This is a genomic window from Mesorhizobium sp. (genome assembly GCF_004962925.1).
Classification (GTDB): domain Bacteria; phylum Pseudomonadota; class Alphaproteobacteria; order Rhizobiales; family Rhizobiaceae; genus Mesorhizobium.
On the sequence record NZ_SUEO01000180.1, the window covers coordinates 379 to 13,055 of the forward strand.

Genomic DNA, 12,677 nt, shown 5'->3' on the forward strand with positions numbered 1-12,677 from the left:
CCCTGTCGCCAGAGGGCCTGTCGCCCGACGGCGTGAACGGAGCGACGTCGAGAAGATCCTCGGGCGCCGAGCGGCTGGAGCGGCAGAGACGCACGAAGGCCGCCGCCACCAGTTCGGCGCCACGTTGGTCGAGAAGCGCGTTGACGAAGCCGCGCTCATCGTCCGTCACAGGCTCGCTGAAGACCGGGTCGGCGAGGATGCGTTCGTCGTCGCGGCGCAAGACGTCGTCGGCCGAAGGCGGGCTCGCCCATGTCGCCGCAAGGCCGGCGCTTTGCAGCAGCCGTTCGGTGCGCCTGCGGGCATTGTTGGGCACGATCAGCGCGCTGACGCCTTTGCGTCCCGCCCGTCCCGTCCGTCCGCTCCGGTGCAGAAGCGTCTCCGGATTGGTCGGCAGGTCGGCGTGGATCACCAGTTCGAGGTTAGGCAGGTCGATGCCACGCGCCGCCACATCGGTGGCGATGCAGACTTTTGCGCGGCCGTCGCGCATCGCCTGCAGCGCATGGCTGCGCTCGTTCTGGCTCAGCTCGCCCGAAAGCGCGACGACGGAAAAGTTGCGGTTGTTGAAGCGCGCGGTCAGGTGATTGACGGCGGCGCGCGTGTTGCAGAACACCAGTGCGTTCTTCGCCTCGTAGTAGCGCAGCACGTTGATGATGGCGTTTTCCCGGTCGGCCTGGGCCACGCTCAGCGCCCGGTATTCGATGTCGAGATGCTGCTTCTCCTCGCCGGAGGCCGAGATGCGTACCGCGTCGCGCTGATAGCCCTTGGCCAACGTGGCGATGGAGCGCGGCACGGTGGCCGAAAACATCAGCGTGCGGCGCTCGGCAGGGGCAGCGTCGAGGATGAATTCGAGATCCTCGCGGAAGCCGAGATCGAGCATCTCGTCGGCTTCGTCGAGCACCACGGCCTTGAGCGCCGACATGTCGAGCGAATGCCGAGTGATGTGGTCGCGCAGCCGGCCAGGCGTGCCGACGACGATATGGGCGCCGCGCTCCAGCGCGCGGCGTTCGGTACGCATGTCCATGCCGCCGACGCAGGACGCTATCGCTGCACCGGTCAGTTCGTAGAGCCATTCCAGCTCGCGCGTCACCTGCAGGGCGAGTTCGCGCGTCGGCGCCACGGCCAGCGCCAGCGGTGCTGCGGCGTGGGAAAAGCGTTCTGCGCCGTCGAGAAGCGTCGGCGCAAGGGCCAGCCCGAAGGCGACGGTCTTGCCGGAGCCGGTCTGCGCCGAAACCAGTGCATCGGCCTGCCCGAGCTCGAGAACCGCCTTCTGCACCGGCGTCAGCTCGACATAGCCGCGGTTTTCCAGCGCCTTTGCCAGCGCGGGGACAATAGCTTCGAAATTGGACATATGCTTCTTTCGGAATTCGGATTCTTTTATGCCCGGCAATGGGTCATCCGTCGGCAAGCGCTGGGGGCGCCACGAGCCAAACGATCCAATCGTTCGTACTTCGCGCCGCCGCCATTGTACAGGGCAAGCCGCCTCGCTCGTCGCGATTGACTCTTTACGCAAACCGCGTAAAAGCCCGCCCGAACGGGATAGTTTCGATGCGCGGCCTTTTGATGGCGCTTCTTGCATTCGACCTCCCCGGCCGCAATGCGAACCATTGGGCCGGGCACCTCAGCGCGTCGCCTCGTTCCAGCAAAACTACGGCTAAAACGACCACTAAAACGGTCTGATTCCCTTGGCCTAACCACCCTCTCCCGGGTCCGGCCCGGGGGTTGAAACCCGCATCGGCCGGCGGGTTTTCTCCAAAAACCGAGCGGAGAGGACAGGAGATTTCGATGAGTTTCAAAGTTGCAATCGTCGGCGCTACGGGCAATGTGGGCCGGGAAATGCTCAACATACTGGAAGAGCGCGGCTTTCCGGTGAGCGAGGTGGTGGCGCTGGCCTCGCGGCGCAGCCAGGGCACGGAAGTGTCGTTCGGCGACCGCACGCTGAAGGTCAGGACGCTCGACCAATATGATTTTTCCGACACCGACATCTGCATCATGTCGGCCGGCGGCAACGTCTCGAAGGAATGGTCGCCGAAGATCGGCAAGCAGGGCTGCGTCGTCATCGATAATTCGTCGGCCTTCCGCTACGACCAGGACGTGCCGCTGATCGTGCCGGAAGTGAACCCGGACGCGATTTCGCTGTTCACGCGCAAGAACATCATCGCCAACCCGAATTGCTCGACGGCGCAGTTGGTCGTGGCGCTGAAGCCGCTGCATGACTTCGCCACCATCAAGCGTGTCGTCGTCGCCACCTATCAATCGGTTTCCGGCGCCGGCAAGGAAGGCATGGACGAGCTGTTCACGCAGACACGGGCGGTGTTCGTCGCCGACCAGGTCGACGTCAAGAAGTTCACCAAGCGCATCGCCTTCAACGTCATCCCGCATATCGACGTCTTCCTCGACGACGGCTTCACCAAGGAAGAGTGGAAGATGGTGGCCGAGACCAAGAAGATGCTCGACCCCAAGATCAAGCTGACGGCGACCTGCGTGCGCGTGCCGGTGTTCATTGGCCATTCGGAAGCGGTCAACATCGAGTTCGAAAAGCCGATCACCGCAGACGAGGCACGCGAGATCCTGCGCGAGGCGCCGGGCTGCCAGGTCTTGGACAAGCGCGAGGACGGTGGCTACATCACGCCGCTGGATTCGGCCGGCGAGGATGCCACCTTTATCTCGCGCATCCGCGAGGATTCGACCATCGACAACGGCCTGTCGATGTGGATCGTCTCCGACAATCTGCGCAAGGGCGCCGCCCTCAACGCTGTGCAGATCGCCGAATTGCTGATCGAGCGCGGGCTGATCCAGCCGAAGAAGAAGGCGGCTTAATCTCGCTCACGGGCCGCCGCTAGCGCGGCTGGCCCTGCGCGGGCGCGCCGGACGACCGGCGGCCCGCAGTCGCGGGCTCGGCCTTCGGCCGTTAGCTCCCTTCTCCCCGTTCAGGGCAGCACAGGCGTCTCAAGTAGGCAGCAAGGCGCCGGCGTCACAGCCGGTTCTCCTCCGTCAGCTTTTCCAATATCGCTATCGCCTCCTCCGCCCGGTCGGCGGGGACGAACAGATGGTCGTGGTAGAAGGCCGAGACCGGATTGACGCCCATGCCGGCGGCGGCCAGGCGCGTGGTGATGGCGGCGAGGAAGCCGACCGCCTCCAGCGAGGAGTGGATGTTCAGCGTCAGCATCCGGCAGCGGAAGACGGTTTCCAGGCGAACGGCCTTGGCTTTTTCTTCAAGCACGATCACCGTCGTGCCCTCGCGTTCGCGAAACAGCATCACCGGCTCGAGGCTGCCCGGCACGGGCGCATTGGGCGGCAGTGTGGCGAAGACATGGATGCCGGGACGCAATTCCGGCGCCATCGTCGCCAGCAGTTTCTTCAGATCGGTCTCGCCGGCCATCGATTTGCTCCCGAATGTCTTGCGGATTTCGATAGCGCGCTCTGCCCCAGGCCGGCAAGACGACATCGGCATGTCGCTGGCAGCCGGGCTTATGCGTGTATTGAATCGCACAATGTAAACGATCAGGACCATTGCCGGTCCGTGAAAGGGGTTTCGATGATCGTTCGCCCGCGCCCGGGATTCCTGCATCTGTTCTTCATCATGCGCGGCTCGGTGGTGCCGCGCATCCTGCCGCAGATCTTCGGTTTCTGTGTCTATGGCGCGCTGGTGGTGCTGGTGGTCAGGGCGCTGAAGCTCGACTTCGGCAATGCCGGCACAGCACCCTTCGCCTTGCTTGGTGTAGCGCTGTCGATCTATCTCGGCTTCCGCAACAATGCCGCCTATGACCGCTGGTGGGAGGCGCGCAAGCTGTGGGGCCAGCTCGTCTTCGACATTCGCAATCTGGCGCGCGCCAGCACCGGGCTGATCGAAAACCGGGCGGAGCTGCGCGACTTCCTGATGGAGGCGATCGCCTTCTGCCACTTCCTGCGCGGCCTGCTCAGGCGGGTGGACGCAACGTCGGATGCACGCGCGTTCATCGGCGACGAAGCCGAAAGCGCTGCCAAGGCGGCCAACGCGCCCGACGCCATGGTGCGGCGGATGGGCGAGCGAGCCGCCGCGCTGTACAAGGCCGGGGCGATCGATGTCATGGGCTACCGCATCCTCGACGAGCGCCTGTCGGAAATCGCCGCAGCGCAGGCCGGCTGCGAGCGCATCATGGGAACACCGCTTCCGTTTGCCTACACGCTGCTCCTGCAGCGCACCGCCTATATCTTCTGCCTGCTGCTGCCGTTTGGTCTCGCCTCGACTGCCGGCTGGGCGACACCGCTGTTTACGGCGCTGATCGCCTACACCTTCTTCGGCCTCGACGCGCTTTCGGAAGAGCTCGAGGATCCGTTCGGCACCGAGGCCAACGATCTCGCTCTCGACGGCCTGTGCCGTGTCTGTGAAATTTCGGTGTTCGAGGCGCTCGGCGAGGCGCCGCCGAAAATGATTCCTGCCGAAAAGTTCTATTTTTCCTAGGGTTTGTTCCCGCGCTCATCGCAGCACCGCGCGCCCAAAAAATCGTAGGCGTGTCGGATCGCCATCTCACGCCGCGTCCTTGGTTCGGGTCCTGGCTAAGAGGATCCGTGCTCAAAACAGCCGAAGGGAACATCAATGACCATTTCTCCAACAGCATCCGTCACGCCGGGCGCGCTGTGGACCGGCCGCGGGCTCAGCGCCCTCATCGTGCTGTTCATGATCTTCGACGGCGTCATCAAGCTGCCGCCGCTCGATATCGTCACCCAGACCATGGTGCAGCTCGGCTGGCCGGCCGATCCCAACGTCTCGCGCATGCTCGGCGTCATCGGGCTGGTCTCGACCGCGCTCTATGCGGTGCCGCGCACCTCGGTGCTGGGCGCCATCCTGCTCACCGCCTATCTCGGCGGCGCCATCGCGACGCATACACGTATCGGCAGCCCGCTGTTCTCGCACACGCTGTTCGGCGTCTATCTCGGCTTCATGCTGTGGGGCGGGCTTTTCCTGCGCGATCCCAGGGTGCGTGCGCTGATCCCGTTCACCCGATAGCGGTGGCGACTTAAAAAGCCCGTTCGATGGCGGTCGCACCGCCAGAGAGGGCACGGTCTGCCGCCGCCCTTCTTCTTTGTCTTTGGATCAAATCGCCCGATTGCGAGTTAGGAGGTGTGGCGGTGAGGACGGAAAACCCCCGTTTGGGAGGAACGACAATGAAGAAACTGGTAGTCCTGATGGTATTGGCGACCTCGCTCGTAGCTTGTTCCCGGACAGAACAGGGCGCTGCTGTCGGCGGCCTGGGCGGCGCGGCGGTTGGTGCTGCGGTGGCCGATAATGCGGTTGAAGGTGCGGTGGTCGGTGGTGCTGTCGGCGCCGTCGCCGGCGCATTGATCGGTCGCGCCAGCGAAAGCGGTCAATGCCGCTATCGCGGTCGCAATGGACGCGTCTACGTCGCCCGCTGCCCCGAAGGCTATTGATCGAGCTCCGTCATAAGTCGGAAGAAACAGCAAAACGGCGGGCAAAAGCGCCCGCCGTTTCGTAGGGATAGAAAGCGAATTATTCGGCGGTCGCGGCTTCCGCCTCGGCCGGCGCGGCTGCCGCTGCAGCAACTGCGGCGGCTGCATCTTCCTGCGCCTTCTTCAGAAGTGCGGCGCGTTCCTGCGCCTTCTTGCCGGGCTCGGCCTTCTTCGGGTTGGAGCGGGCATCACGCTTGGCGATACCGGCCTCGTCGAGGAAGCGCAGCACGCGGTCGGTCGGCTGGGCGCCGTGCGAGAGCCAATGCTTGACGCGGTCGGCGTCGACCTTGACGCGCTCGCCGTCCTTAGGGAGCAGCGGGTTCCACGAGCCGAGCGACTCGATGAAACGGCCGTCGCGCGGCGAACGGGCGTCGGCGACGACGACATGGTAATAAGGACGCTTCTTCGAGCCCGCACGGGCCAGTCGGATTTTCAGTGGCATTTCTTTTCTCCTAAAACTCTTATTTTCGTTGATCGGGGTTTATGGCTGTTGTCAGCCGGTTTTCGTAACGCCGTTTGATGCGGCGATCTGCTCGTGATGCCGGATCACTTCGCGGACGACGAAGTTCAGGAATTTCTCCGCGAAATCCGGGTCGAGATGGGCGTCCTTCGCCAGTTGGCGAAGGCGGGCGATCTGCTGCTGCTCGCGTGCCGGATCGGCCGGCGGCAGGCCGTGCGACGCCTTCAGCACGCCGACTGCCTTGGTGCAGCGGAAACGCTCGGCCAGCATGTGGATGAGCGCTGCGTCTATGTTGTCGATCGAGGCGCGGTAGTCGACCAGCGCCGCACGTGCGTCGGCCATGTCCTTTTCTTCGTTCATGGCGCCCTCACTTCTTCTTGCCGAGTCCGGGAAGCCCGCCGCCGCCCAAACCGGGAAGCTTCATGCCGCCGGGCAGCCCGGGCAGGCCACCACCACCGGGAAGACCCTTCATGCCGCCGAGACCGGCTGCCTGCGCCTGCTTCTGCAAGGCTTCGAGCTGCTTGGGGTCCATCTTGGACAGGTCCGGCATGCCGCCGCCCATCATGCCGCCCGGGCCGCCCATGCCCCCTGGCATCATGCCGCCGAGGCCCATCTTCTGCGCCAGGCCGCCCATCATGCCGCGCATCAGGCCACCGCCTTTGCCCTTGCCGCCCATCGCCTTCATCATGTCGGCCATGCCGCGATGCATCTTCAGGAGCTTGTTGATCTCGGCCGCATCGGTGCCTGAGCCGGCGGCGATGCGCTTCTTGCGCGAGTGCTTCAGAATGTCGGGGTTGGCGCGCTCGGCCTTGGTCATCGACGAGATGATGGCGAGCTGGCGGCCGAACATCTTGTCGTCGAGACCGGCCGCGGCCATCTGGTCCTTCATCTTGCCCATGCCCGGCATCATGCCCATGATGCCGCCCATGCCGCCCATCTTCGACATCTGCTGAAGCTGGCCAGCAAGATCGTTCAGGTCGAACTTGCCCGACTGCATCTTCTTGGCCATCGCCGCCGCCTGCTCGGCGTCGATGTTTTCGGCAGCCTTTTCGACCAGGCTGATGATGTCGCCCATGCCGAGGATGCGGTCGGCGATGCGCTTGGGATGGAATTCCTCCAGCCCGTCCATTTTCTCGCCGGTGCCGATCAGCTTGATTGGCTTGCCGGTGACGGCGCGCATGGAAAGTGCTGCACCGCCACGGCCATCACCGTCCATGCGGGTCAGCACCAGGCCGGTGATGCCGACGCGCTCATCGAAGCTTTTCGCCAGATTGACGGCGTCCTGGCCGGTCAGCGAATCGGCGACCAACAGGATTTCGTGCGGCGACGACATCTTTTTGATGTCGGCCATCTCGACCATCAGCGGCTCGTCGATATGGGTGCGGCCGGCTGTGTCGAGGATGACGACGTCATGGCCGCCGAGCTTTGCCGCCTGCACGGCGCGGCGGGCAATGTCGACCGGCGTCTGGCCCTCGACGATCGGCAGCGTGGCGACCTTGACCTGCTCGCCGAGCTGACGGAGCTGCTCCTGCGCGGCGGGACGCCGCGTGTCGAGCGAGGCCATCAGGACCTTCTTGTTCTGACGCTCGCTGAGGCGCTTGGCGATCTTGGCCGATGTCGTCGTCTTGCCGGAGCCCTGCAGGCCGACCATCATGATGACGACCGGAGCAGGTGCGTTGAGGTCGATGGCGACGCCCTCGGCGCCCAGCATCTCGACCAGCTCGTCATGGACGATCTTGACGACCATCTGGCCGGGCTTGATCGACTTCACCACGGCGGCGCCGACGGCCTTCTCGCGCACCTTGTCGGTGAAGGAACGCACCACTTCCAGCGCCACGTCGGCCTCGAGCAGCGCACGGCGCACCTCGCGCAGCGCCGCCGAGACATCGGCCTCGGACAGGGCACCGCGGCCGGTGAGGCCGTTCAGGATCGAACCAAGACGTTCCTGTAGCGATTCAAACATTCTTTTTCCTTTTCCCTGGCACCCGGAATGATGCCCGAGAGGTAATGCGTTCGCGCCCAGTGTCCAAACAGTCCAAGCAAAAGTCCAAAGCCAAAAAGCACCCGGGGGCGCACAGCGCTGCCGGGTGTTGGCCTCCAGGATCGATTTACAGCACGTCACCTCAAAGAGGCTTAGGCGTCCCGGTCGGCTTGCTCGGAGGGATACTCGTCGCGGAATTCGCGGCGTGTAGACAGGAAATCGGCCGCGGAGTCAAGGCGCAGGCCGAATGCGGTCGCTGAAACACGGCCCAATCGGCCGGTTCGGTCATGGCAGCGTTTCGCCGTCGAGGATCCGGGCATAAAGATCGAGATAGCTTTTTGCGGTGCGGGTGATCGGAAATCGGTCGACGGCGGAGTCCCGGCAGCGCTGCGCGGAAAGGCTGGCGACCGCGTCGAGGGCAGCAGCGAATTCCTCATCGCTGTCGAAGAACCGCCCGGTGTCGTCGTCGACGATCTCGGGCATGGCGCCGCGCCGCGTCGTCAGCACCGGTGTCCCGCACAGCATGGCCTCGACCGGCGCCATGCCGAATGGCTCTTCCCAGGCGATCGGGTTGAGAAAGGCCTTTGCCGCGCCCAGCAGGCGCTGTTTTTCGTCGCCGTCGACGACGCCATGGAAGCGAAAGCGGCTGCCCAGGCTCTTGAAGAAGACGCCATCGCGCCGGACCTGGCTCCGCGTCAAAAGCTTCCAACGAGAGCCGCCGGCGATATCGAGGGGGAAATCGAATTTTTTCGCGAGATCGACCGCGCGATTCAGATTCTTGCTGGCGCGCGCGATGCCGGCGAGAAACAGAAGGTGGTCGTTCTTCGAACCGGCCAGGCGGTAGGTGTCAGTCGGAAAGCCGTTGTAGACAAAGGTCTTCCTGCCGTGGTTGTGCGCGTGGCTGGCGCTGACGAAACTCCAGTTTGCCTGCGGCCTGGGCTTTTCCGGGGAAAAGCCGTGCGCGGTGTTGAGGGTCGGGAAGGGAACGTCGAGAAACCAGCTGTGAAAGTGGACGATATCGGCGTCCGCGGGGATAGCGGCCCTGCATTGCGCTTCCGAAGATGCATGCCGCACCTCGCAAAGCGGGTGGCTCGAGCCGGGATCGACAATCAGCACAACGCGATGGCCAAGGCGGGCAAATTCCCCAGCCAACCAGTCGACCTGGCGCTGGGTGCCGCCATAGCCCCGGGAGGGGATGGTTCCGGTCACCGCAAGTGTGATGCGCATCAGCTTGGCCCGCCAGTTTTTTGCTTGACCATGATCTTACCCAAAAACCGGGTTCCACTTTTTGGGATCATGGTCTGTCCGGCTCGACCTTCAGCGGCGAGCGCGGATGCAGCAGCAGCAGGATCGTCAACAGGCTGCAGACGATGCCGATCGCCGCGATGAGGACAGCATCAAGCGTCGTCCAGCCGGCGCCTTCGAGCGGCTTGGCGTTGAACAGGGCGAAGGAATTGTAGCTTTGCTGGTGCGAAATCAGCAGGAAGCCGGTCAAATTGTTGCCGAGATGCGCGCCGAAGGCCGCGCCGAGATTGCCGGTGACATAGACCACAAGCGTCAGGAGCAGCGCAAAAGCGGCGATCGAGGCCAGAACGCAGGCGTTGATGGCGGCGCTCGAGCTTGGGCTCCAATGCATCGAGGTGAACAGAAGTCCTGGCAGCAATGCCCAGATGAAGGGGTTTTTAAACCGATTGGCCAGGCCCCCGAGGAGATAGCCGCGGAACAGCACTTCCTCGGACGAGGTCTGCAGCAGGGTCAGCACAGCGATCGGGATCAGGAACAGCAGCCAGGACGACAGGCCGATCGCACCGCGCGCAATGTCGGGCTGCAAGAGATAGAGCAGGATTTCGGAGAGCAGCGATGTGATCAGCACCGCGGCCAATCCCTTGAGGAATCCCGAGCGCGAAACGCGGCGGCTGGCACCGATCAGCGCCGACAGCGGCTCGCGATGGACCCATCGCATGGCAACCCACAGGCCGAGCCAGATTCCGGCAAAAGAGCCGAGCGCAGCGAGGATTCCGGCGGGCGAAGCCATGAAATTCTGCACCGCCCCTCCTTCTATCGGGGTCGATGATGCCTGCCAGATGACAAAAAGATAGGTGCCGCCGAACAGCACGGCGACGGTTGTCGCGACCCAGAACAGGATGACGATGGCCGTTCCGAGCAGCAGGCGCGGTAGGGTCGTCTTGGCGTTGGGAATATGCCGGTAACGCGCGAAAGCGGTTGGATCGATCGTCACGCGGGTTCCTTGCCTGATGCATCGGGTCGCATGATCTAGAGCATCGGACCCAAAAGTGGAACCGTTTTTGGGAAAATCCGGTGCTCAAAAAGCTGGAGCGGCGTGCACGCCGCTCCAGCGCGAAGCTCTGGATGAAACGATATCGGACCGAGGCGGCCGCCGTTGCTCTCGCCCAGCGCGGCCGGCCTGGTTGCCTTGGTTATGTCAGCGCTCGACGTACATGATGCGTCGGGTGCCCGGATCGACCAGCGCCGGCTGGCCGTTCACATAGACATAGCGGTAGTCATAGTCCGGAATCTCGCGCAGCTCGACGGTATCGGGCAAGGTCGCGCCCGTAACCACCTCGCCCTCGAGATAGACCGGGTCGAGCCGGTTCGTGTCGATATAGGTGCGGACTTCGGCCGGCGGCCGCCTGATCGGCTCGATCGGCTCGCCAGCGACGATCGCTCCGGTATAGGTATCGTCATAGTCCATGTCGGCGGGCGCTTCGACGATGGCAATGCCTGCGTCGGCCGGGCGCCGGGTCAGGACAACGTCGTTGCCGCCGAAATCGGCCGTCACGTAATCGGAATAGATCCAGCCCTGGCCATTGGCCTCCGCAATGGTGCACCATTTGCTGTTTTCGATGCAGCCCTCGAGCGTTGCCGACTGGCCGGCAGCGAGCGTGCCGATGACCGGGTATTGCGGGCCGGGGCCAGCGCGCACGTTGAGATCGGCGACAGCCGAGACGGCGGTATCGGCCAAGGCTGCGCCCGACATGGCGACAAGCGCTCCAGCGACGGCAGGAAGCAGTATGCGTTTCATGATTTCGCTCCGTTTTCGTAATCCCTCGCGAACGAAAACGAAACAAGACCTCATGCGTTCCGGCTAAAATGCCTCGGCCGGCTCACGTTTTGTTCCAGTTTCTTTCGCTACACCGGTCAGGAGTTCATGGACGAAGGCCAGTTTTTGCGCGGTCACCTCGGAGATGACGAAGGGATAGAGGTCCGGCAGGCCCATGCAGCGGTTGATCGAGTTGGACGCTTCCGACAGCACCAGCCAGCGGGCCAGGATCTTTTCGAACGGTTCGGGAGCGGCGGCAGGTTCCGACGGCGCCGGTTGCAGCTCGCCGCCGGTGTCGCCCCGCGACAGGCCGTTGGCCTCCACGGTTTCCAGCCGGCCGAGCGGGAAATTCAGCGCATGCACCATCTCCAGCGTGTCGGTGATGTGCAGATGGTGCGCCCATGTCTCGGCCCAGTCCTCCCAGGGATGGGACGTGGCATAGGCCGAAATGTGGCCTTGCTGCCAGTCGGGCGTAGCACCATTGGCATGGTAGGCCCTCAGCGCCTGCTCGTAATCGACGCGGTCGTCGCCGAATAATGCGCGGAAGGCGGCGAGCCGTTGCGGGTCGTCGCGGATCAGGCGGTCCCAGTAGTAGTGGCCAAGCTCGTGCCGGAAATGGCCGAGCAAGGTGCGGTAGTTCTCGCCCATCTCGACGCGCCGTCTTTCGCGCTCGGCCGAGTCCGCCTCGGCGACATTGAGCGTAATCAGGCCGTTGCCATGGCCGGTCAGGATACGTCCGCCCGCCGAACCGCCGCCGATCGGATCGGCGAGGAAGTCGAAGGCGAGGCCGGCCTCGTCGCCGGCATTCCGCTTGGGCGCGACCGGCAGTCCGGCAGCGAGCAGCGAATAGATTGCCCGCTTCTTTGCCGCTTCGACGCGAATCCAGCGACGGCGGTTGCCATCGACCGAAAGGTCTGGGATCAACTGGTTCAGTATGCAAGCGCGGCAGAAGGCATGGCCCGGTTCCGCCATCCAGTTGCAAGCGCACTCGTCGGCGTTGGTGCACTGGAAAACGCCGCCGGCGCCAGACAAGACGAAGCGCGCATGCCTGGGATCGTACAGCACGGAACTGGCGCAGTTCAGGCACTGGGCGTTCTCGAAATAGAGGCGGTGGCCGCAATGCGGGCAATCGAAGAGCTTCATCCCAATCTCAAATCATCAGGTCTCAAATCGTCAGCCCCGGATATAGTGCGGAGCGCCATGTCGCCCAAACGCCCGCCAGCGGCCGGCGTTCCTGCCGATGCTATTTTGCCGCAAGCTGGGCCGCGACCATTCTTGCTACCGCCTCGCCCGACAGCCTGGCGCCGCCGCAGGTCTGCATCAGCGGACCGGCCAGATGCTCGCCGGCGAAGAAGATTTTCTCCGCCACCGGCTGCATCAGCGTGGCGCGCGCTCGCGAACGGCCGGGCCGGGCCGCTGCATAGGCGCCGCGCACGAACCGCTCGCCGCCCCAATTGGTCATCATGGCGCGTCCGACATGTTTTCTGACGTCGCCGCCGAAGATGGCGCACAGCCGGTCGACGACGAAGTCGACGCCTGCCGCCTCGCCCGCCGCCGACATCTCCCAGGCGAAATCGCCGCCGACGAAGCCGACCATCAGATCGAGATCGAAGGGAAAGCAAAGGAAGTAGATGTCGTGCCTGGCCAGCCGCTCGATCAGCAGGTCGTCGAACGGCGCCAGCCCGAGCCTTGTGCCCCTGATTTCGACCGGCAGCTTGGTCAGCATG

Annotated in this window: 14 protein-coding genes; 4 read left to right on the forward strand and 10 right to left on the reverse strand. The window is 64.1% G+C overall.

Translation table 11 applies throughout. The features are described 5' to 3' along the window. Positions 1 to 1,348 (reverse strand): DEAD/DEAH box helicase (locus E5W87_RS26970; protein ID WP_292404583.1); only part of this gene is annotated, 1,348 nt, incomplete at its 3' end. A gap of 434 nt (positions 1,349 to 1,782) precedes the next feature. On the opposite strand from E5W87_RS26970, the gene E5W87_RS26975 reads away from it, so the two are divergent. Then, positions 1,783 to 2,817 (forward strand): aspartate-semialdehyde dehydrogenase, encoded by a 1,035-nt coding sequence (locus E5W87_RS26975; RefSeq protein WP_095484850.1) that lies wholly within the window; start codon positions 1,783 to 1,785, stop codon positions 2,815 to 2,817. Positions 2,818 to 2,971: 154 nt separating this feature from the next. Here E5W87_RS26975 and E5W87_RS26980 read toward each other — a convergent pair whose 3' ends face one another. Next, positions 2,972 to 3,379 (reverse strand): ACT domain-containing protein, encoded by a 408-nt coding sequence (locus E5W87_RS26980; protein ID WP_292404585.1) that lies wholly within the window; start codon positions 3,377 to 3,379, stop codon positions 2,972 to 2,974. Between the two features lie 156 nt (positions 3,380 to 3,535). On the opposite strand from E5W87_RS26980, the gene E5W87_RS26985 reads away from it, so the two are divergent. From E5W87_RS26985 to E5W87_RS26995, 3 genes are all read left to right on the forward strand, one after another. Then, positions 3,536 to 4,441 (forward strand): bestrophin family protein, encoded by a 906-nt coding sequence (locus E5W87_RS26985; protein WP_292404587.1) that lies wholly within the window; start codon positions 3,536 to 3,538, stop codon positions 4,439 to 4,441. Between the two features lie 135 nt (positions 4,442 to 4,576). Beyond that, positions 4,577 to 4,987: a DoxX family protein gene (locus E5W87_RS26990; RefSeq protein ID WP_292404589.1), complete on the forward strand. Its 411-nt coding sequence runs from the start codon at positions 4,577 to 4,579 to the stop codon at positions 4,985 to 4,987. Between the two features lie 158 nt (positions 4,988 to 5,145). After that, entirely contained in the window at positions 5,146 to 5,409 is a 264-nt protein-coding gene (locus E5W87_RS26995; protein ID WP_292404591.1) for a YMGG-like glycine zipper-containing protein, read from the forward strand. A gap of 79 nt (positions 5,410 to 5,488) precedes the next feature. Here the strand turns inward: E5W87_RS26995 and rpsP are convergent, their stop codons facing one another. From rpsP to E5W87_RS27035, 8 genes are all read right to left on the reverse strand, one after another. Further along, complete coding sequence (rpsP, locus tag E5W87_RS27000; protein WP_184872646.1) at positions 5,489 to 5,890, reverse strand: 30S ribosomal protein S16; 402 nt, start codon at positions 5,888 to 5,890, stop codon at positions 5,489 to 5,491. Between the two features lie 51 nt (positions 5,891 to 5,941). Then, positions 5,942 to 6,268, reverse strand: coding sequence for a chorismate mutase (locus E5W87_RS27005; RefSeq protein WP_095484844.1), 327 nt, complete (start codon positions 6,266 to 6,268; stop codon positions 5,942 to 5,944). A gap of 7 nt (positions 6,269 to 6,275) precedes the next feature. Then, the gene (gene ffh, locus E5W87_RS27010) at positions 6,276 to 7,871 is read right to left on the reverse strand and encodes a signal recognition particle protein (protein ID WP_292404593.1); all 1,596 of its coding nucleotides are present in this window, start codon (positions 7,869 to 7,871) and stop codon (positions 6,276 to 6,278) included. Between the two features lie 303 nt (positions 7,872 to 8,174). Next, positions 8,175 to 9,116, reverse strand: coding sequence for a glycosyltransferase (locus tag E5W87_RS27015; RefSeq protein WP_292404595.1), 942 nt, complete (start codon positions 9,114 to 9,116; stop codon positions 8,175 to 8,177). 67 nt (positions 9,117 to 9,183) lie between these two features. Further along, positions 9,184 to 10,128 carry a CPBP family intramembrane glutamic endopeptidase gene (locus E5W87_RS27020; RefSeq protein ID WP_292404596.1) on the reverse strand — a complete coding sequence of 315 codons (945 nt, stop codon included), beginning with the start codon at positions 10,126 to 10,128 and terminating at the stop codon, positions 9,184 to 9,186. A gap of 204 nt (positions 10,129 to 10,332) precedes the next feature. Beyond that, positions 10,333 to 10,932 carry a DUF1236 domain-containing protein gene (locus E5W87_RS27025; protein ID WP_292404598.1) on the reverse strand — a complete coding sequence of 200 codons (600 nt, stop codon included), beginning with the start codon at positions 10,930 to 10,932 and terminating at the stop codon, positions 10,333 to 10,335. 63 nt (positions 10,933 to 10,995) lie between these two features. Further along, entirely contained in the window at positions 10,996 to 12,093 is a 1,098-nt protein-coding gene (locus tag E5W87_RS27030) for a putative zinc-binding metallopeptidase (RefSeq protein ID WP_292404600.1), read from the reverse strand. A 100-nt stretch (positions 12,094 to 12,193) separates the two neighbouring features. Beyond that, the coding region (locus tag E5W87_RS27035) for an FAD-dependent oxidoreductase (protein WP_292404603.1) at positions 12,194 to 12,677 on the reverse strand (484 nt) is incomplete at its 5' end.